The following is a 20,646-nucleotide window of genomic DNA, read 5'->3' as shown; positions in this document are numbered from 1 at the left end:
GCAAATAGACAAAGAGAAGATCGTGATGAAAGCAAAGAAACTGTCTGCGCGTGAAAGGCGTCTGAGCCGGGAAACCACTTCATTGAGTTGCGAGTCCGTGGGGCTGGACCCGGCGGTCTACCACGCAGCATTGCGCTACCTTTTCGACCGCCCCGTGCCAGAAAAAGGCGGGCAAGAGTGGTACTGGGATATTGACGAGCCCGAGTTCGAAGCCACGCCGCTGCAATGGACGCACATCCAGACCGTGCTGTTCGCCAACGCTGGAAACGACCTGGCGCCGTACAGCGACGATCAGGTCGGCATGGGCCTGAACCATGTGATGAGCAACAACGCGGGCGACATCCCGCACATGGTGAACGACCCGACCGTGCCGCTGGACGACGCGATGCGCATGGTGCGGGCCTTGCCCACCCTGTGGCGCGATTGCCTTGGCCCGCGCCTGAGCACTGCCGAGCAGAGCGCAATCGGAAGCCGGAGCGACCGCCTCTACTTCGTGAGCTACATGTGGTTTGACGTATGGCCCACGTTCTGGAATGCCAAGCACGTTCCCGAATGGTGCGACGCGATGTGGAAGGTGTTTTGCGAGATGCTGGCTATGCCCTGGCGCGAAGCGCAGATATCGGCGTTGCACGGGATCGGCCATGAGGGCAACCGCCTGAACCGGCACCAGGAATTGCAGGCACACATGGATGCTTTCATCCGCCAGGTGAAGAACGACGACGAACTGAAAAACTATGCCCAAGCCGCAGCGCGTGGAATGGTTCAATGAACAACAAAGACGAAAGAACAATATGAACAACAACTACGAACAATACGAAGTCCCCAATGGCGTCCCCGTGAAGATGTGGACCAACGGCGTTCCCGTGGAAGAAGAAGCCCGCAACCAACTGCGCAACATCGCGCGCCTGCCCATCGTGTTCAAGCACGTGGCGGTGATGCCCGATGTGCACCTGGGGATTGGCGCCACCATCGGCTCGGTGGTGCCGACCCTCAAGGCCATCATTCCCGCTGCAGTGGGGGTGGACCTGGGGTGCGGAATGATGGCGTGCAAGACCACGCTGACCGCGAGCGACCTGCCAGACAACCTGTCCGGCGTGCGTGCCGCCATCGAGCGCGCCGTGCCGGTAGGGATGACGCCCAAGCACTTCGGCCGCGACAAGGGAAGCTGGGATACCCCGCCTGCCGAGACCGACCGCGCATGGTCGGCGCTGGTGGACGAGTTCAAGGAAATCTGCGAAGCGCACCCGCGCATTGAGAAGACCAACAACTACAAACACCTGGGAACGCTCGGAACGGGTAACCACTTCATCGAAATCTGCCTGGACGAACACCAGTCCGTGTGGGTGATGCTGCATTCCGGTTCGCGCGGTGTAGGGAACGCCATCGGCACCCACTTCATCGAGCTGGCCAAAAAGGACGCCGAGATGAACCAGCGCAACCTGCCCGACAAGGACCTGGCGTACTTCGAGGAAGGCGCGCAGTACTTCGGTGACTACGTGAAGGCCGTGGGGTGGGCGCAGAAGTTCGCCGCCGCCAACCGCGAAGTGATGATGGGCCGGGTGATTGCCGCGCTGCGCAAAGTGATCACCAAGCCGTTCGAGACGCACGTGGAGGCGGTGAACTGCCACCACAATTACGTGCAGCGCGAAACGCACTTCGGGCAGGACGTGTTCGTGACCCGCAAGGGCGCGGTGAGTGCCGAGCAAGGCAAGCTGGGGATCATCCCGGGGAGCATGGGGGCCAAGAGCTTCATCGTGCGCGGAAAAGGTAACCCCGAGAGCTTCAACAGCTGCAGCCACGGCGCAGGGCGCACCATGAGCCGCACCAAGGCCAAGAAGATGTTCACGGTCGCGGACCAGATCAAGGCGACCGAAGGCGTGGAATGCCGAAAGGATGCCGACGTGATCGATGAGATTCCGATGGCCTACAAGAACATTGACGCGGTGATGGCGGCGCAGCAGGATCTGGTGGAGGTGGTTTACACACTCAAGCAGGTCGTCTGCGTAAAAGGGTAACCCTCCTGAGCCGCTGCGCGGCTTCCCTCCAGGGGGACGACGCCCTCGCTGCGGGGCGGCCCTTGCTTGGCGTCTCTCGCCTGGGCCGCGACAGTTGCGAATGATTTCGACATTACTACATTTTTAATAGCTGCTAGCGCTTATCCAATAAGCGCTACAGCCAATTCTCATGCATAAATCAGAACAAAAACAAGAACTCCTGCGTTCCGCCCACCCAGTGGAGCCCCACATGCGCGCGCAAGTGCTTGAGGCCTTGCAGCGCATCGAAGCCACGCACAACGTAACGGTGCTCTTCGCGTGCGAGTCCGGCAGCCGCGGCTGGGGCTTTGCCTCGCCCGACAGCGACTACGACGTGCGCTTCATCTACGTGAACCGGCTGCCGTGGTACCTCACGGTGGCGCCCGGGCGCGACGTGATCGAGCTGCCGATCAGCGGCGACCTGGATGTGAACGGCTGGGACCTGCGCAAGGCACTGGGCCTGATGCGCGAATCGAACCCCACGCTGCTCGAATGGCTGGACTCACCCATCGTGTACCGCGAAGAGGCGGACACCATGGCGCAGTTCCGCGCGCTGGCGGCGCAAGTGTTCTCCAACGCCAAGGGCTGGCACCACTACGCCTCCATGGCCAAGAAGAACTTTCGTGAGCATTTGCAGGCCGATGAGGTGCGCTACAAGAAGTACCTCTACGTGCTGCGCCCGCTGCTGGCTGCGCGCTGGATACGCACGCAGCCCGGCGTGCCGCCCATGCGCTTTGCCGAGCTGGCCCAGCACACGCTGCACCCCGTGCACGATGCGGCGCTGGTCGATGAGATCAATGCACTGCTAGAGGTGAAGATGCGCGCGGGCGAAGCCGCCACCAGCCCACGCTGGCCCCGCATCCATGCGTTCATCGAAGCCGAACTGGCGCGCAACGCGGCCGAGCCTGTGCAAGCCTTGCCGGTACCGGGCCATGCCGCGCTGGACGCGTTGCTGTACGACACGGTGTTGCACTACGACGCCCGGAACGCCGGTGCAGCGGAGACATCGCCATGACGGAATTGACCTTGTCCCCCCTCACCCTCGACGGCTCCACCGGCGAAGGCGGCGGCCAGATCCTCCGCACCGGCCTGGCCCTTGCCATGGTCACCGGCCGCCCGCTGCACATCACACGCATTCGCGCCGGGCGGCCCAAGCCGGGGCTGATGCGCCAGCACCTGGCCTGCGTGCAGGCGGCGGTGGCGGTATGCGGCGGCGATGCAGAAGGCGCGGAACTGGGGTCGCAAACGCTGCTGTTCACGCCCGGCGCCGTGCGCGCAGGCGACTACCGCTTTCAGATCGCCACGGCGGGCAGTTGCCTGCTGGTGCTGCAGACCGTGCTGCCCGCACTGATGCTGACGGAGGGCGAAAGCCGCGTGCAGCTCTCGGGCGGCACGCACAACCCGATGGCGCCGCCGTTTGACTTTCTGGAGCGGGCGTTTGCACCGCTGGTGCGGCGGCTGGGCGTGGGCCTGGATCTGCAACTGCAGCGGCGCGGCTTCTACCCCGCCGGGGGTGGCGAGCTGCTGGCGCACATCACGCCCGCAGCGCTGCCGTTGACGCCCGTGGATGTGCTGGAGCGCGGCCCGCTGCAAGACGCCTGGGGCGAGGCACTGGTGCCGGGCCTGGCGCGCAACATTGCCACGCGGGAGCTGGACGCGCTGGGCCAGCGCATGGGCTGGACCTTTGAATCCGGCCGACTGCGCCAGCCCCCTACGCGCCAGAACGAAGGCCCGGGCAACGCGTTGATCGCCACGCTGGAGTACGAGCACGTCACCGAGGTGTTCTGCCAGCTGGGCGAGCGCAGCCTGTCGGCCGAGCAGGTTGCCAAGCGGCTGGTGGATGAGGTGCGCGCCTACCAGCGCAGCGCGGGTACCCTGGGTCCGCACCTAGCCGATCAGTGGATGCTGCCGCTGGCCCTGGCGGTGTGGCGCAGCGGGCAGGCCGCCCGCTATACCTGCACCGAGGTGACGCAGCACACTGCCACCAACGCGCAGACCATCGCGCTGGGGTTGCCCGTGCGGGTGCAGATCACGCCGGTCAAGCAGGCCATGCTGGTGGAGATCAGCCCGCAGCTGTAAGCCGGGTTGCAGAGACTGGGGTGGATGCCTTGGCTATATCCATATCACCAAGGCTGTAGAACAACTGGTTCAGAATGCGCGTGGTGCCGCAATGCCAGCCCGGGAACTCGTTCGCTTGAGTTTGTGGAAGAGTTCGCCATCGCGCCCCGCTTCGACAGGCTCAGCCCGAACGGATTTGTTCTGAAGGGCTGGATTGCATCAACCCCCTTCTTTGCCCCTCACAGGAGACGCCATGAAAGTTGACAACATTCTGCAAACCATCGGCAACACGCCCCACGTGCGCATCAACCGCCTGTTTGGCCCGGCGGCCAACGTGTGGGTGAAGTCCGAGCGCAGCAACCCGGGCGGCTCCATCAAGGACCGCATTGCGCTGTCGATGGTGGAAGACGCCGAAAAGTCGGGCGCCCTGCAGCCCGGCGGCACGATCATCGAGCCCACCAGCGGCAACACCGGCATCGGCCTGGCGCTGGTGGCAGCCGTCAAGGGCTACAAGCTGATTTTGGTGATGCCCGACAGCATGAGCATCGAGCGCCGCCGCCTGATGCTGGCCTATGGCGCGCAGTTTGACCTGACCCCGCGCGAAAAGGGCATGAAGGGCGCGATTGCCCGCGCACAAGAACTGCAGGCGCAGACACCCGGCGCGTGGGTTCCCCAGCAGTTCGAGAACCCCGCCAACATCGATGTGCATGTGCGCACCACGGCGCAGGAGATCCTGGCGGACTTCCCCGATGGCATCGACGTGCTGATCACCGGCGTGGGCACGGGCGGCCACATCACCGGCGTGGCACGGGTGCTCAAGGCCAAGTTCCCCAACCTCAAGGTGTTTGCGGTGGAGCCCACGGCGTCGCCCGTGATCTCGGGGGGCGCACCGTCGCCCCACCCCATCCAGGGCATTGGCGCGGGGTTCATCCCCAAGAACCTCGACACCAGCCTGCTCGACGGTGTGATCCAGGTCGATGCCGAACCGGCGCGCGAATACGCACGCCGCTCTGCGCGCGAAGAAGGCATCCTGGTGGGTATTTCGTCGGGCGCCACGCTCGCCGCCATTGCGCAAAAGCTGCCCGAGCTGCCTGCGGGCGCCAAGGTGCTGGGCTTCAACTACGACACGGGCGAGCGCTACCTGTCGGTCGAAGGGTTCCTGCCGGCGTAAGCGCCGCTGCCGCCAGGGCAGCACTTTGCAGAACGAAATGGGGCTATCAGGCCCCATTTTTTTCGTCCCCAGCAGCACAAAACCACGGCCAGCCGTCCTACAGCGGCAAGGCAGTGCAGCCCAAACAATCAAGTCATCCCTCGGCCTGCCCCTGGTGGCCATTGCGCACACCGCGGCGGCTTCGCGGGGGTCCCACTCCAAAGATTGTTTGACTGCCCATGGCCACCACCGCCGCTACCGATCCCCAGCCCATCGCGTTCAAGGTGCTCACCGTGAACGTGCACAAGGGCTTTACCACCTTCAACCGGCGTTTCATGCTGCATGAGCTGCGGGATGCCGTGCGGGATGTGGCAGCCGATCTGGTGTTTCTGCAGGAGGTGCTGGGCACGCACCACCGCCATGCCAGCCGGTTCTCCAACTTTCCGCAAGTGCCGCACTACGAGTTTCTGGCGGACACCATCTGGTCGCAATACGCCTACGGGCGCAACGCGGTGTATGACAACGGCGACCACGGCAATGCGCTGTTGTCCAAGTTTCCGATCACGCACTACGAGAACCACGATATCTCCATCAGCGGGCCTGAGCGGCGCGGCATGCTGCATTGCGTGCTGCAGCCGCCGGGCCACCACCTGCCGGTGCATGCGGTCTGCGTGCACCTGGGCCTGCAGGAATCCCATCGACAGCGGCAGCTGCTGCGTGTGTGCGATCTGCTGCGCAGCTTCCCAGCCAACGAGCCCGTGGTGCTGGCGGGGGATTTCAACGACTGGCGCAACCGCGCGCACGACATCCTGCACCGCGAAGCGGACCTGCAAGAGGTGTTTGTGCAGGCCTTTGGCCGTGCGGTGCGCACGTTTCCAGCCTCCATGCCGCTGCTGGCACTGGACCGCATCTACGTGCGCAACGCCGCTGTGCATGCGCCGCTGTCACTGCCCAAAAAACCCTGGGACAAGCTCTCGGACCATGCGCCTTTGGCGGCGGAGATCCTGCTATGAAGCGCCCTGCTTTCAGCCTGCCACGCTCATCCCGCTGGGTTCCGGGCAACCACTTCGAGTTGCTGGAAAACGGCGAGGAGTTCTTCCCGCGTGTGTTCAACGCCATTGCCCAGGCCCGGCGCGAGGTGATGCTGGAGACCTTCATCCTGTTCGAGGACAAGATCGGGCAGGAACTGCATGCAGCCCTGCTGGCCGCAGCCAAGCGCGGTGTCGAGGTGCATGTGCTGGTGGATGGCTTTGGCTCGCCCGACCTGTCCGACACATTTGTGGGCAGCCTGGTTGAGGCCGGTGTGCGGTTTCGCATCTTTGACCCGGGCCGCCGCTTTCTGGGGCAGCGCCTGAACGTGCTGCGCCGCATGCACCGCAAGATCGTGGTGGTGGACGGCCAGCTGGGTTTCATCGGCGGCATCAACTATTCAGCTGACCACATGGCCGACTTCGGCCCCGAGGCCAAGCAGGACTACGCCGTGCAGGTGCGCGGCCCGGTTGTGGCGCAGATGCACCGCTTCACGCGCGAGGCGGTACTGGACCGCAGCGCGCACCAACGTCCCCACGCCACAGACATTACCGGCCGCCCCCACGCAGGCACAGCCAACGCCATGTTTGTGACGCGCGACAACCAGCAGCACACCAACGATATCGAGCGCCAGTACCGCGTGGCCCTGCGCGCCGCGCGCAGCCGAGTGGTGATTGCCAACGCCTACTTCTTCCCGGGCTACCGCTTCATCCGCGAGATGCGGCGGGCCGCAAAGCGGGGCGTGGATGTGCGGCTGATCCTGCAAGGCCAGCCCGACATGCCCATCGTGAAGACGGCAGCCAGCCTGCTGTACGACCACCTGCAACGCGCGGGCGTGCGGGTGTACGAATACTGCGACCGCCCGCTGCACGGCAAGGTTGCGCTGGTGGATGAGGACTGGTCCACCGTGGGCTCCAGCAACCTCGACCCGTTGAGCCTGTCGCTGAACCTGGAGGCCAACGTGATCATCCAGGACCGCGACTTCAACGCCCACCTGCACCGCCGCCTGTCGCACCTGATGGACACCAGTTGCAAGCAGATCGAAGCTGCAGCGCCCAGCCATTGGAATGGACTGCGTCTGCTGCGCAGCTATGCGGTGTACCACCTGATGCGCTGGTTCCCGGCGTGGGCGGGCTGGCTGCCCCACCATGAGCCCACGATCACGCTGGCCAGCCCAGATACGTCGTCGGCCGAGCCCGCCAGCAGCGCGGCCACCTGACGGCGCCCCGGAGCCCCCGCCATGGCCACCTCCACACTGCCCGCGGACACCCAGACGGGCACCGCCGACGCCATGGCATCACCTGCCACCAGCAGCAGCACCAGTAGCAGCAGCCCACCCGGTTGGCGCCACTGGCCGGAGCAGGCCTGGTGGCCATGGGTCACCCGGGGGTTCGCTGCCGCTTTTTTTGCGGTGGTGGCCGGGCTGATCTTTCGGCAGGCGCGCACCGTGGACTGGCCCGCCGTGCTGCAGGCGCTGCGCGACCTGCCCACCACCGCACTGGCCGTGGGTGGCGCGCTGGCGCTGCTGAGCCACTTCACCTATGGCAGCTTTGACTGGGTGGGCCGCCATTGCAGCGGCCACCGCTTGGCGCGCACCACCACGCTGGCCATCGCCATGACGAGCTACCCGTTCACGCTCAACCTGGGCTCGCTGATTGGCGGCGTGGGCGTGCGCTACCGGCTGTATGACCGGCGTGGCGTGGACCCCGGCACGATCGGTCAGGTGGTGGGCACCAGCATCGTGACGAACTGGGTGGGTTACCTGTTGCTGGCGGGCGTGCTGGCGTGGACGTGGCAGCCGCCTGCGTTGGCCGGGTGGGCTGTAGAGTCCTGGCAGTGGCGCCTGGGCGGCACCGTGTTGGGATTGCTGCCACTGGCCTATGTGGCGCTGTGTGGCCTGCGCAGTGGCCGCGCCCTCACGCTGAGAGGCCACGCGTTCCCGCTGCCCGGCTGGCCCGTGGCGCTGTGGCAGGTGGCCGTGTCGGCCGCCAACTGGATGTTGATGGGCGCCGCGCTGTGGACGGTGCTGCAACACCAGGTGAGCTACCCTGCCGCGCTGGCCACCGTGTTGCTGGGGGCGGTGGCCGGGCTGGTGCTGCGCGTGCCTGCGGGCCTGGGTGTGCTGGAGGCCGTGGGCGTGGCGCTGCTGGCCTCCCAGGCGCTGGGGCAGGAAGAAGTGCTGGCGGCCCTGCTGGCCTACCGCGCGCTGTATTACTTTGGGCCACTGGTGCTCGCGGCCATAGCCTTTGGTGTGGCAGAGCTGCGCTGGCGCCAGCAGTCGGGCAGCGATGATGAAGTTCCAACAGCTCGAAAAATATGATTCAAAAATGCCTCTGTCGCTTATCCATAAAGCGCTAGAAGCTATTGATTTGATAGCTTTTTAGGCACACGGCTCCACGCCCCCTGCACGCCAGGGCTTCCGTGGGTGGCGAGCACCCCGTATCATCGCGGCCCCACGCCATTGCAACCCGCCCGATCGACACGGGCCCGCAAGAACATGATCCGACTCTCCGAAATCCGGCTGCCCTTCACCGTGGCCGAAGCCCCCGAGGCGCCCCTGCGCGCCGCAGCCACCCAAATCCTGGGCCTGGCGGACACCGACATCGCCCACCTGCACGTCTTCAAGCGCAGCTTTGATGCGCGCAAGGCCGACCTGCTGGCGGTCTACATCGTGGACATCACCCTCACGCAGCCCGCGCGCGAAGCCGCCCTCCTGGCCCAGTTTGCGGGCAACCCGCACATCCAGCCCACGCCCGACATGGCCTGGCACCCTGTGGGCCAGGCCCCGGCAGACCTGCCCCTGCGCCCCGTGGTGGTGGGCTTTGGCCCCTGCGGCATCTTTGCGGCCCTGGTGCTGGCGCAGATGGGCTTCAAGCCCATCGTGCTGGAGCGCGGCAAGACCGTGCGCGAGCGCACCAAAGACACCTGGGGCCTGTGGCGCAAACGCGAGCTGCATGCCGAGAGCAACGTGCAATTTGGCGAAGGCGGCGCAGGCACCTTCAGCGACGGCAAGCTATACAGCCAGATCAAGGACCCGCGCCACCTGGGCCGCAAAGTGATGAACGAGTTCGTCAAAGCCGGTGCGCCCGAAGAGATTTTGTACGTCGCCCACCCGCACATCGGCACCTTCAAGCTGGTGAAGGTGGTGGAGAACCTGCGCGAGCAGATCATTGCGCTGGGCGGCGAGATCCGCTTTGAGCAGCGCGTGACGGACGTGATCATCGAAGGCACCGGTGAAGCCCGCCACCTGCGCGGCCTGAAGGTGCTGAACCAGGCCACGGGCGAGACCACCGAGCTGCGTGCCGACCACGTGGTGATGGCGCTGGGCCACAGCTCGCGCGACACCTTTGCCATGCTGTACCAGCGCGGCGTGGCCATGGAGGCCAAGCCGTTTTCCATCGGTTTCCGCATTGAGCACCCGCAGGGCGTGATCGACCGCGCCCGATGGGGCCGTCACGCGGGCCACCCGCTGCTGGGCGCGGCCGACTACAAGCTGGTGCACCACGCCGCCAACGGGCGCGCGGTGTACAGCTTCTGCATGTGCCCCGGTGGCACCGTGGTGGCCGCTACCAGCGAGCCCAACCGCGTGGTGACCAACGGAATGAGCCAGTATTCGCGCAACGAGCGCAATGCCAACGCGGGCATGGTGGTGGGCATCGACCCACGCGACTATCCGCAGGACGCGCAGGCGTTTGAGACCCACCTGGGCCAGACCTACGGTGTGGAAGCCTTGCCCGCCGGTCAGTTCCACCCCCTGTCGGGCAGCGTGCTGCAGCGCCAGCTCGAATCGAATGCGTTTGTGCTGGGCGGCCGCGACTACAGCGCACCGGGCCAGCTGGTGGGCGAGTTCATTGCGGGCAAGCCTTCGACCCAGCTGGGCAGCGTGGAGCCCTCGTACAAGCCGGGCGTGGCCCTGGGCGACCTGCACGCCGCCCTGCCCGGCTACGCCATCGAGGCGCTGCGCGAGGCACTGCCCGTGTTCGGCCGCAAGATCAAGGGCTTTGACATGCACGACGCGGTGCTGACGGGCGTGGAGACGCGCACCTCATCGCCCCTGAAGATCGGGCGTGGCGAGAACCTGCAAAGCCTGAACACGCCGGGCCTGTACCCGGCGGGCGAAGGCGCCAGCTACGCGGGCGGCATTCTGTCGGCGGGCGTGGATGGCATCAAGGTCGGCGAAGCCGTAGCGCGCAGCCTGCTCGGTGCCGCCACATGATGCGTTCGCCCACCCCGCTGCAGTTTGCAGCAGCGGCCCTGGCCATGGCCGCCGTGGTGCTGGCGTCCAACATCCTAGTCCAGTTCCCCCTCAATGACTGGCTCACCTGGGGTGCCATCACTTACCCGGTGGCCTTTTTGGTGAGCGAGCTGGTCAACCGCGCCCACGGCCCGCAGCAGGCGCGGCGGGTGGCGTGGGTGGGGTTTGCGGTGGCCGTTGCGGCCTCGCTGGTGCTGGCGCCGGTGCGCATTGCCATCGCGTCGGGCTCGGCGTTTTTGCTCTCGCAGTGGCTGGACATCAGCGTGTTTGACCGCCTGCGCCACGGCATCTGGTGGCGCGCGCCGCTGGTGGCCACATTTCTGGCGGCCATGCTGGACACGGCCGTGTTCTGGAGCATTGCGTTTGGGGACACCAGCGACCCGTGGATCACCTGGGCACTGGGTGACCTCGCGGTGAAGTTGGGGCTGGGCGTGGCGCTGCTGCTGCCGTTTCGCCTGCTCATCGGCAGCCGACTGGCGTCGCCCCGCCGCACGGCCTGAGCCGCGCGGCGCCCCTCTTCTTTTCGCTTCTTACTTGCGCTGCAGGAAGTCCACGGCCAGTGCGGCCAGGCTGCGTGCGCCGGTCGGCAGCTGGTCTTCGTCGATGTCGAACAGCGCGGAGTGGTTGGGTGGCGCCTTGGCAAACTCCTTGCCCTTGGGCGGTGCGCCCAGGAAGTAGAAGAAGCCGGGCACGACCTTCTGGAACTCCGAGAAGTCCTCCGAGCCCGCCACCTTGGGGATCACCATGGTCTTGCCGCCCATGGCCAGGTTCAGCGCGGGCAGCGAGGCCTGCGTGAGTTGCGCAGGGTTGGTGGTCACGGGGTAGGCCACGGGGCCAAAACGCACGCTGGCCTTGGCGCCGCTGGCGGCAGCGATTGACTCGGCCGTGGTGGTGATGCGCTTGAGTGCTTCCTGGCGCATGTCTTCGTCAAACGTGCGCAGCGTGCCCAGCATCTCCACCTTGTCGGGGATGATGTTGTAGCGCGTGCCGCCCTGGATCTGGCCGATGGTGACCACGGCCGGTTCCTGGCTGATGTTGAGCTGGCGGCTCACCACAGTCTGCAGGCCCATCACCACCTGGCTGGCGGCGACGATGGGGTCGATGGTGGCCCAGGGCGACGAGCCATGGCCGCCGCGCCCTTCCACATGGATGGTGATGTTGTCCGACCCGGCCATCAGCGGGCCGCTGCGGTAGCCCACCACACCACCGGGCAGGTTGGAGGTGATATGCAGGCCGTAGATGGCCTGCACGTCCTTGAGCGCACCGGCTTCGATCATGGCCTTGGCGCCGAAGCTGGGCACCTTGCCGCTGGCGTCGGGCTCCACCGGCGCGCCCTCTTCGGCGGGCTGGAAGATGAACTTGATCGTGCCGGGCAGCTGGGCCTTCATGCCCGCCAGCACCTCGGCCGCGCCCATCAGCATGGCGGTGTGGGCGTCATGGCCGCAGGCGTGCATCACGGGCACTTCCTTGCCCAGGTAGTTGGCCTTGGCCTTGCTGGCAAATGGCAGGCCGGTGTTCTCCAGCACGGGCAGCGCGTCCATGTCGGCGCGCAGGGCCACCACCTTGCCGGGCAGGCCGCCCTTGAGCGTGCCCACCACGCCGGTGCCGCCCACGCCGGTCTGCACCTCCATGCCCAGCTTCTTCAGGTGCTCGGCCACCAGCTTGGCGGTGCGCACTTCCTGGCCCGAGAGTTCGGGGTGGGCATGGATGTCGCGGCGCCAGTTGACCATCTTGGGCGCCACGGCGTTCACGGCGGCGTCGATGGTCTGCAGGCCCGCGGCATCCAGCGCCTGGGCCTGAGCCGAAGAGACAAAAGTCAGCCCGCTGGCGACGAGGCCGGCGGCAAGTGCGATGGCAGAGAAGGGTTTGTGCATGGGCAGATCCGTAGGGAGTGAACAGCCACGAGGGCCTGGGTGGGGAAGCGAAAAGCACGTTCATGCTAAAAGCGCACGCTGCCTTCATGACAAGCGAAAATCGCCATACACAGAGCCAATATCGCCATGCCACCGCCACCTTCGTCCTTGCCTTCGGCGCCGCCCAAGCCCCCGGTGTTCCGCGTGGACATCCCGCTGCTGCCCGAATCGGCCGCAGGCAGTGCCCTGCAGCTCATCGACCTGCTGCGCGGCGCCAACCTGCTGGCCAGCCAGCGGATGGGTGCACAAGCACCCCGCCTGGCATGGCGCCTACTGGACGCCGAGGGCCTGCCCCTGGCACCCTTGCCGAGCCCCCTGGCAGCCTACACGGTGCCAGATGACAAGGATGCGGCACTGGCCACCACCCGGGCGCTGTTCATCCCCTCGTTCCACGCGCCGGACATCCCGGCCATCCGTGCCGTGGCAGCCCGCCACCAGGCGCTGTCACGCCAGCTGGGCATTGCGCTGGACGCAGGGCAAAAGCTGCTCACCATGGGCAATGGCGCCTGGCTGGCGGCGCAAAGCGGGCGGCTGAATGGGCGCCAGGCCTGCCTGCCCTGGTTCTACATCGCGGGGTTTGAACGGGACTTCCCGGGCATCGGCCACAGCCTGGGTCAGGATCTGTCAGACGACGGCCCCTGGATGAGCTGCGCGCTGCCCAGCAACGTGAACCTGCTGGCCATCGCCCTGGTGCACCAGGCGCTGGGGCCGGAGCTGGCCGCCGCCTGCGAGACCGTGATGACCCCCGACCACCAGCGCGCCCGCGCGGCGCTGCAGGCCAACGCACAGCAGCACATCCCCGCCACCCGCGACAGCACACTCGCCCGCGCCATTGCCTGGATGGAGGCGCACCTGGACCAGCCTTACTCGCTGGACCGGCTGGCCGAGGCCGCATCGGTGAGCACGCGCACCCTGCTGCGGCATTTCCAGCAGGAGCTGTCGCAGTCGCCGCTGGACCACCTGCACGGCCTGCGCTGCGCGCGTGCCCGGGTGATGCTGGAGGTGACGCTGGAAAGCGTGCCCAGCATTGCCGTGGCCTGCGGCTACGCTGACCCGGCGGCGTTCCGGCGCATCTTTGTGCGCTACACCGGCATGGCCCCGGCCGAGTACCGCAAGCGCCATGCGCTGCGTGCGCCACGGCGGCGCTGGCGGGTGGAGGTGAAGTAGAGCGGTACGCTCCTGCTCTCCGCCCAGCCCAGCCCTGCCCAGCTCAGCGCAGCGCGTTGCCAGCGGGCAGACGGAAGGCCTCCACCAGCTCGGCCAGTTGCTGCGCCTGAACCCGCAGGCCCTGCGCGGCGGCGGATGATTCTTCCACCAGCGCGGCGTTCTGCTGAGTCATCTGGTCGAGCTGCGAGACGGCCTCGCCCACCTGGCTCAGGCCCGTGGTCTGCTCACGCGCCGCCGTGCTGATCTCGCCAATGATGGTGGCCACCTGCTGCACCGAGTTCACGATCTCGCCCATGGTGCCGCCTGCTGCATGGACCAGCTTGGTTCCTTCGTCCACCTGCCGCACGCTGTCGCTGATCAGGCCCCCGATCTCCTTGGCCGCCGTTGCCGAACGCTGGGCCAGGCTGCGCACCTCGCTGGCCACCACCGCAAAGCCCCGCCCCTGCTCACCGGCACGGGCCGCTTCCACGGCCGCGTTCAGCGCCAGGATATTGGTCTGGAACGCAATGCCATCGATCACGCTGGTGATGTCGGCAATGCGGCGCGACGACAGCGCGATGCCATCCATGGTGCCCACCACGCGGTCCACTGCCTCGCGCCCGCGCTGGGCAACGCTGCTGGCACCGGTGGCCAGGGTGCTGGCCTGCGCTGCGGCGTCGGCGCTGTGGCGCACGGTGGCCAGCAGTTCTTCCATGCTGGCGGCGATTTCTTCCAGATTGGAAGCTGTGTGCTCGGTGCGGGCCGACAGGTCGCTGTTGCCCGCCGCGATCTCGCTGCTGGCACCGGCCACCGAGGTGCTGGCCTGGCGCATGCCCACCACCAGTTCCGCCAGCCGCGCCTGCATACCCCCCAGGCGCGCCAGCAGGGCTTGCAGTTCGTCGCGGCTGCCCGCCTGCGGCGCGGGCACGGGAGAGGTGAGGTCGCCCTCGGCAATGCGGTCGGTCACCTCGGACGCATGGGCCAGCGGCTGCAGGATGGACCGCGACAGCAGCCAGGCGCAGGCAAGGCTCAGCAGAAGCCCCACCAGCGAGCCTGCGGCCAGCAGCGTGATGCCCTGGCTCTCGCTGCGGGCGGCAGCCTCGCGGGCCTCGGCCACACGCTGGCGCTGGTACTCGGCCAGCTTGTTCACCGACGCGGCATAGGCATCGGCCGCAGGGCGCAGCTGGTTGGCAATGGCGTCGGGCGGCAGGGCCTCGCCCGCCTTGCGGCGCTTGACAAGGTCGTCCCGCACCGTGCGAAAACCGTTGCCTGCCTTGTCGATGGCATCGAACAAGGCCTGGGATTCCGGGTCTGCCGCCAGCTCGTCCAGGCGCTTGCGCACTTCGGACGAACGGGCCGACGTGGTTTTGCGGTCCGCGTCGATGCGCGCCGCGTAGGCGGGGTTGTCGATCTCCAGCAGTGTTTCGGCGCGTGCGGAACTCAGCACCACGATGGCGTGCAGCTCACGCGCCAGCAGCGCGCGCTCGGACGATGCGCCGCCCAGGTCGTCGGCAATGTCCTGCAGCCCCGCCAGCCGCCAGATACCGACGGCGGCCGAGAGCGACATGACCAGACAGACAACGCCAAAGGCCAGAGCCAGGCGGACCGCAACACGTGCGTGGGAGATGGACATAAGGTGTTCTCGTGGGAATAAGGATCGGCAACCCGCTGCTGCCCGCACGGCATGCGGGATTGGGTTTCCACTGGTTATCGACAAAAGGTTACAAGCCCTTGAGCCGCCCCACAAGGCCAACAACCCACCCACAAACAAAAAGGCCGCCGCAGGGGCAACCCCTGCAGCGGCCTTCAATCAAGGGCCAGGTTGAACCGGATCAGCCTTGCTGCTGCGCGTTCTGCAGCGCAGCAATGCGCTCTTCGATGGGCGGGTGGGTGCTGAACAGCTTGCCAATGCCACCGGCAATGCCCATGGCAGCCATGCTCTTGGGCAGCTCGGCCGGGTGCATGCCACCCAGGCGGGCCAGGGCATTGATCATGGGCTGGCGGCGGCCCATCAGTTGCGCCGCGCCTGCATCGGCACGGAACTCGCGCTGGCGGCTGAACCAGGCGACGATCATCGCGGCCACAAAGCCCAGCAGGATGTCGAGCACGATGGTGGTCACGTAGTAGCCGATGCCGGGGCCCGAGCTGCTCTCGTCGTTCTTGCGCAGAAAGCTGTCGACCGCATAGCCGATCACCCGCGACAGGAACACCACAAAGGTGTTCATCACGCCCTGGATCAGCGTCATGGTGACCATGTCACCGTTGGCGATGTGGGCCACCTCGTGGCCGATCACGGCCTCGACCTCTTCACGCGTCATGCCTTGCAGCAGGCCCGTGGACACCGCCACCAGAGCCGAGTTCTTGAACGCGCCCGTGGCAAACGCATTGGGGTCGCCTTCGAAGATGCCGACTTCAGGCATGCCGATCTTGGCTTCGGTGGCGAACTTGCGCACGGTCTCGACGATCCAGCGCTCGTCGGGCGAGCCGGAGCCGTCGATCACGCGCACGCCCGAGGTCCACTTGGCCATGGGCTTGCTGATGAGCAGCGAGATGATGGCGCCGCCAAAGCCCATGACGAGCGCAAAGCCCAGCAGCGCGCCCAGGTTGAGCCCGTTGGCCGTGAGGTAGCGGTTGACGCCCAGCAGGCTGGCCACCACCCCCAGCACGACAACGACGGCCAGGTTGGTCATCACAAACAAAAGGATCCGCTTCATGGAATGGTTTCTCCGTGGGGTAAACAACAACAAGTGTTTGCTGGCTCAGATGGGGGCCGGGTGCTGCGCTTCAAGCACCAAACACCCGCTGCTGGGGCCACTGCACGCCCCTGGCAGCCCCATGGCCGCGATTTCATCGCGCTATGGTAGGTGCAAACCCGCGCACAGGCCTTATCACACAAGCGTTGACGGGAATTAGCCCCCTGACACAGCCCGGGGCAGGCGGAACACCTGGGTGTCGGCATAAAAGTCCGGCGTCTCGTTAGGGGGCCACCAGCCGGGTACGCCCAGCACGGGCAGCGGGGTGAAGGGCTTGGTGGCCCACTGCTGCGCATGAATCGCCCCCGCCAACCAGGCATCCAGAATCGCTATGGATTCAATAGCTACTGGCGCCTGATACACATGCGCCACCATGGGTTTTCGAGGGATAACCAGCTTTTCAAGCAGCGCGTGCCCGAACACCACCAGCCGGGCCTGCCCCCACAGCGGGCGCAGGTCGATGAACAGGCGCTGCCAGTCTCGCACCCTGAGCGCGGCCCACAGCACGTCGGGCGCCTGCAGCACGGCGCCGTTTTCATCAAACACCGTGAGCGCATCGCGCAGCGGGCCGCGCACGGCCTGCACGCCGTCGGCGGCGATGGCCTGGGCCTGCAGCTCGTTCAGGCGCCGCTTGGTGTGCGGAAACTGTTGCCAGACCAGGCCGTTGAAGAAGTCGTGCAGGTTGTCGCGCGTGGGCACCCTGTGGGTGTCCCAGATGTACTGCTCGTAGGCGGCGCCGTCCGGCAGCTCGTCTTGCGGCGCAAAGCCCACAGGCGCCCCCGGCGGCGCCGCGGCCTGCAACGCCCGATGCACTGACGGATCGCGCTGCAGCTGCTGCGCCACAGGCTGGCCCCGGCCGCGCCACGGCGCCAGCCAGGGAGCGCTCCAGTCGATGGCGTCGAAGGCTTCGCTTACACCAGCCGCCACGGCAGGGCTTCACCAGCGCGCAGGGGCTTGAGCTCAGCTTCGCCAAACGCAAAGCTATCGGGCGGTGTCCACGACTCGCGGCGCAGGGTGATGCTGCCGGTGTTGCGCGGCAGGCTGTAGAAGTCGGGGCCGTGGAAGCTGGCGAAACCTTCGAGCTTGTCGAGCGCACCGGCGTTGTCGAACGCCTCGGCATACATCTCAATGGCGGCGTGGGCGGTGTAGCAGCCCGCGCAGCCGCTGGCGTGTTCCTTGAGGTGCGCGGGGTGCGGTGCGCTGTCGGTGCCCAGGAAGAACTTGCTGCTGCCGCTGGTGGCAGCCTGCACCAGAGCCACGCGGTGCGTTTCGCGCTTGAGCACCGGCAGGCAGTAATAGTGCGGGCGCACGCCACCAATGAAGATGGCGTTGCGGTTGTACAGCAGGTGGTGCGCAGTGATGGTGGCGGCGGTGAAGCGGTCGGCCTGCATCACGTAGTCGGCCGCATCCTTGGTGGTGATGTGCTCGAAGACGATCTTCAGCTCGGGGAAGTCGCGGCGCAGCGGGATGAGCTGCTGCTCGATGAACACCGCCTCGCGGTCGAACAGGTCGATGTCGCTGCTGGTCACCTCGCCGTGCACCAGCAGCAGCATCCCTGCCTTCTGCATGGCTTCGAGCGTCTTGTAGGTCTTACGCAGGTCGGTCACGCCCGCGTCGCTGTTGGTGGTGGCGCCGGCGGGGTAAAGCTTGCAGGCCACCACGCCCGCGGCCTTGGCACGCACGATTTCTTCGGGCGGCAGGTTGTCGGTGAGGTAGAGCGTCATCAGCGGCTCAAAGCTCATGCCTGCGGGCACGGCGGCCAGGATGCGCTGCTTGTAGGCCATGGCCTGCTCGGCCGTGGTGACCGGCGGGCGCAGGTTGGGCATGATGATCGCGCGACCGAACTGGGCGGCGGTGTGGGGCACGACGGTGTGCAGGGGCTCGCCGTCGCGCACGTGCAGGTGCCAGTCGTCGGGGCGGGTGATGGTGAGGGTGGTGGGCGCGGTGGGGGTGTGGAGTGCGGCTGTCATGGGCAGCATTGTCCCATCGGGTTATCAACTATTTTTTTGATAGCTGCTAACGCTTATCCAATAAGCGCCAGCAGCCAAAAACACTCAAAATTCAGAGCAACACCGCGTCATTCGGCAGTGATGCCTGCCTTGCGCACCACGTCGCCAAACTTCACCAGGCGCTCTGCCATCATCTTTTCGAACGCGGCGGGTGGCATCTCTTCGGGCACGATCACGCCGCGCTCCTTGAGGTTCGTCACCATGGCGGGCGATGTGGCAACCTGGCGCACGGCTTTGTACAGCGTCTGCACCACCGCTTCAGGCGTGCCCGCGGGCGCGGCCAGGCCCGTCCAGGAGGTGAGGTTCAGCTCGGGGTGACCGACCTCGGCCATGGTGGGCACATCGGGCAGCTGGGGCAGGCGCTGGTCGGCCGCTACGGCCAGGGCGCGCACCTTGCCCGCCTGGATGTGCGGCAGCATGATGACCAGGTTGTCGAGGATGAACTGCACCTCGTTGCCCAGCACGCCCGTAATCAGCGGCGTGCCCCCACGGTAGGGAATGTGCGTGGTGAACACGCCCGTGGAGACCTTGAGCATTTCCACGTTGAGCTGGCCCATGCTGCCCACGCCACCGCTGCCATAGTTGAGCTTGCCGGGGTTCTTCTTGGCGTAGTCGATGAACTCCTTGAAGGTCTTGAAAGGCAGGCTGCTGTGCACCACCAGGGCGTTGGGCTGGCGGCCCAGGATGGCGATGTTTTCAAAATCCTTGACCGGGTCGTAGCCAATCTTGGGCTGGGTGAGCGGGTTGGCCAGGTGGCTGCTTTGCGACGACACCACCAGGGTGTAGCCATCGGCCTTGGAGCGCGCCACATACTGCGCGCCCACCGAGCCACCCGCGCCGGCGCGGTTTTCCACCACGATGGGCACGCCCAGCACGCGCGACAGCGGCTCGGAATACTGGCGCGCCATGATGTCCACCGACCCACCGGGTGGGAACGGCACCACCAGCGTGATCGGGCGCGAAGGGAACTTGTCTTGTGCCATGGCGGGCAGCGCGGCAAGACCGGCAAGGCCCAGTCCGGTAGTCAGAAGGTGGCGGCGGGAAGGTGTGGTGTTCATGGCGGTCAAAGAACTCAAGAAACAGGTTGAAAAGATACGGAAAGAATCAAGGGTGTGACAGCACGGCCAGCGCCACGGCCTGCGCGCGCGGGACAAAGGTGGACAGCTCGCAGTACTCGCGTTCGGTGTGTGCATGTCCGCCCACCGGGCCCGTGGCACACAGCGTGGGCACGCCCACCGATGCGGTCAGGCCGCTGTCGGCCGCGCCGCCGGTGAATTCGCCTTGCACCTCAAAGCCCAGCGCGCTTGCGCCTTGCTGGTACAGCGCCAGCAAGTCGTCCGGGGTGGGCTTCATGGGCATCGTGCGGCGCGCGGTGATGACACGGCCCTGGGTGCGGGGCACGGACTCTTCTTCGACGATGGCGCGCACGCGCTCCAGCAGCGCGTCGGGGTTGGTGTCGGCAGTAAAGCGCAGGTCCACCTCGGCGCGTGCGTGTGGGGCGACCATGTTGGGCACGATGCCGCCCTGCACCACGCCCACGTTGCAGGTGATGCCCGTGGCCGGGTCAGTCAGCGCATGCAGCGCCAAGGTCTTGCGGGCCAAGGCTTCGATGGCGCTGGCGCCAGCGGCGTGGTTGATGCCTGCATGCGCGGCCACGCCCTGCACCTCGAATTCCACCACCATCGAGCCCTTGCGGCTGGTGACCACGTTGCCGCTCACGCGGCCGGGCTCGGCGTTGAACACGGCACGCGCCCCCCGCACGCGGGCCATGATGAGGTCACGCGTGGCGGGCGAACCGATCTCTTCATCGCACGAGAAGAACAGGTGCAGCGGCGCCTGCAGGCCGCCACAGCGCGCAAAGGCCTCGGCCACAAACACGTTGAGCACCAGACCGGACTTCATGTCGGCCACGCCAGGGCCATAGGCGCGCCCCGCTTCTTCGCGGTAGGGGCGCTTGGCCACGGTGCCATCTGGAAACACCGTGTCCATGTGCCCCATGAGGATGATGGGCGCGCCATCGGCTGCAGCGCCCTCTGCCGGGTTGACCTGCGCATGCAGCAGCACGCCATAGCCGGGCACGGGCTCAAACTGCACCGGCACACCGGCCGCCTGCAGGCGCTCGGCCAGGGCATGCGCCACGGCCGTCACGCCCGCCTCATTGCGGCTGCCACTCTCGATATTGACCACTTTTTGCAACAGGTCTTGCATGGCCTGCTGCTGCCTGGCCAGCCAGTCCAGGACCTGCGCATGCACCGGCAGCTGGCTTTCGTTGGGGGTATTGAGCATCGTTGTCCTTGGGC

18 protein-coding genes are annotated in these 20,646 nt (G+C 66.5%); 11 read left to right on the top strand and 7 right to left on the bottom strand.

What is annotated here, in order from left to right; all coding sequences use genetic code 11:
* Positions 1 to 25 precede the first annotated feature (25 nt).
* From ACT89O_RS04365 to ACT89O_RS04320, 10 genes are all read left to right on the top strand, one after another.
* Positions 26 to 769 carry a hypothetical protein gene (locus ACT89O_RS04365; RefSeq protein WP_487261942.1) on the top strand — a complete coding sequence of 248 codons (744 nt, stop codon included), beginning with the start codon at positions 26 to 28 and terminating at the stop codon, positions 767 to 769.
* Between the two features lie 22 nt (positions 770 to 791).
* Entirely contained in the window at positions 792 to 2,015 is a 1,224-nt protein-coding gene (locus ACT89O_RS04360; protein ID WP_487261941.1) for an RtcB family protein, read from the top strand.
* 169 nt (positions 2,016 to 2,184) lie between these two features.
* Complete coding sequence (locus tag ACT89O_RS04355) at positions 2,185 to 3,048, top strand: nucleotidyltransferase domain-containing protein (protein WP_487261940.1); 864 nt, start codon at positions 2,185 to 2,187, stop codon at positions 3,046 to 3,048.
* Entirely contained in the window at positions 3,045 to 4,112 is a 1,068-nt protein-coding gene (rtcA, locus tag ACT89O_RS04350) for an RNA 3'-terminal phosphate cyclase (RefSeq protein ID WP_487261939.1), read from the top strand. Before ACT89O_RS04355 ends, rtcA begins: the two co-directional genes overlap by 4 nt.
* A gap of 232 nt (positions 4,113 to 4,344) precedes the next feature.
* Positions 4,345 to 5,262, top strand: coding sequence for a cysteine synthase A (cysK, locus tag ACT89O_RS04345; RefSeq protein ID WP_055399638.1), 918 nt, complete (start codon positions 4,345 to 4,347; stop codon positions 5,260 to 5,262).
* A 218-nt stretch (positions 5,263 to 5,480) separates the two neighbouring features.
* Entirely contained in the window at positions 5,481 to 6,254 is a 774-nt protein-coding gene (locus tag ACT89O_RS04340; RefSeq protein ID WP_487261938.1) for an endonuclease/exonuclease/phosphatase family protein, read from the top strand.
* Positions 6,251 to 7,489 (top strand): cardiolipin synthase ClsB, encoded by a 1,239-nt coding sequence (gene clsB / locus ACT89O_RS04335; RefSeq protein ID WP_487261937.1) that lies wholly within the window; start codon positions 6,251 to 6,253, stop codon positions 7,487 to 7,489. Before ACT89O_RS04340 ends, clsB begins: the two co-directional genes overlap by 4 nt.
* 21 nt (positions 7,490 to 7,510) lie before the next feature.
* On the top strand, positions 7,511 to 8,590 hold the full coding sequence (locus ACT89O_RS04330) for a lysylphosphatidylglycerol synthase transmembrane domain-containing protein (protein WP_487261936.1): 1,080 nt from the start codon (positions 7,511 to 7,513) through the stop codon (positions 8,588 to 8,590).
* 177 nt (positions 8,591 to 8,767) lie between these two features.
* On the top strand, positions 8,768 to 10,486 hold the full coding sequence (locus ACT89O_RS04325; RefSeq protein WP_487261935.1) for an NAD(P)/FAD-dependent oxidoreductase: 1,719 nt from the start codon (positions 8,768 to 8,770) through the stop codon (positions 10,484 to 10,486).
* Entirely contained in the window at positions 10,483 to 11,025 is a 543-nt protein-coding gene (locus ACT89O_RS04320) for a VUT family protein (protein WP_487261934.1), read from the top strand. Before ACT89O_RS04325 ends, ACT89O_RS04320 begins: the two co-directional genes overlap by 4 nt.
* Positions 11,026 to 11,055: 30 nt before the next feature.
* Here the strand turns inward: ACT89O_RS04320 and ACT89O_RS04315 are convergent, their stop codons facing one another.
* On the bottom strand, positions 11,056 to 12,399 hold the full coding sequence (locus ACT89O_RS04315) for an amidohydrolase (protein WP_487261933.1): 1,344 nt from the start codon (positions 12,397 to 12,399) through the stop codon (positions 11,056 to 11,058).
* A 126-nt stretch (positions 12,400 to 12,525) separates the two neighbouring features.
* Here ACT89O_RS04315 and ACT89O_RS04310 point away from each other — a divergent pair, with 126 nt between their 5' ends.
* Positions 12,526 to 13,605, top strand: a complete 1,080-nt coding sequence (locus tag ACT89O_RS04310; protein ID WP_487261932.1) for a GlxA family transcriptional regulator — start codon at positions 12,526 to 12,528, stop codon at positions 13,603 to 13,605.
* Positions 13,606 to 13,648: 43 nt separating this feature from the next.
* Here ACT89O_RS04310 and ACT89O_RS04305 read toward each other — a convergent pair whose 3' ends face one another.
* The 6 genes from ACT89O_RS04305 to ACT89O_RS04280 form a co-directional block, all read right to left on the bottom strand.
* Positions 13,649 to 15,217, bottom strand: a complete 1,569-nt coding sequence (locus tag ACT89O_RS04305) for a methyl-accepting chemotaxis protein (protein WP_121422284.1) — start codon at positions 15,215 to 15,217, stop codon at positions 13,649 to 13,651.
* Between the two features lie 199 nt (positions 15,218 to 15,416).
* Positions 15,417 to 16,298, bottom strand: a complete 882-nt coding sequence (htpX, locus tag ACT89O_RS04300; protein WP_010462430.1) for a protease HtpX — start codon at positions 16,296 to 16,298, stop codon at positions 15,417 to 15,419.
* Between the two features lie 195 nt (positions 16,299 to 16,493).
* Complete coding sequence (locus ACT89O_RS04295) at positions 16,494 to 17,264, bottom strand: DUF3025 domain-containing protein (protein WP_487261931.1); 771 nt, start codon at positions 17,262 to 17,264, stop codon at positions 16,494 to 16,496.
* Positions 17,249 to 18,316 carry a dihydroorotase gene (gene pyrC, locus ACT89O_RS04290; protein ID WP_487261930.1) on the bottom strand — a complete coding sequence of 356 codons (1,068 nt, stop codon included), beginning with the start codon at positions 18,314 to 18,316 and terminating at the stop codon, positions 17,249 to 17,251. Before pyrC ends, ACT89O_RS04295 begins: the two co-directional genes overlap by 16 nt.
* Before the next feature lie 98 nt (positions 18,317 to 18,414).
* The gene (locus tag ACT89O_RS04285; RefSeq protein ID WP_055400813.1) at positions 18,415 to 19,404 is read right to left on the bottom strand and encodes a Bug family tripartite tricarboxylate transporter substrate binding protein; all 990 of its coding nucleotides are present in this window, start codon (positions 19,402 to 19,404) and stop codon (positions 18,415 to 18,417) included.
* Between the two features lie 46 nt (positions 19,405 to 19,450).
* Entirely contained in the window at positions 19,451 to 20,632 is a 1,182-nt protein-coding gene (locus tag ACT89O_RS04280; RefSeq protein WP_487261929.1) for a M20 family metallopeptidase, read from the bottom strand.
* Between the last annotated feature and the right edge of the window lie 14 nt (positions 20,633 to 20,646).

It is taken from the genome of Acidovorax sp. NN32, assembly GCF_057597245.1.
Note: the sequence above shows the minus strand (reverse complement) of the source record. Positions and strands in the feature narration are given on the sequence as shown.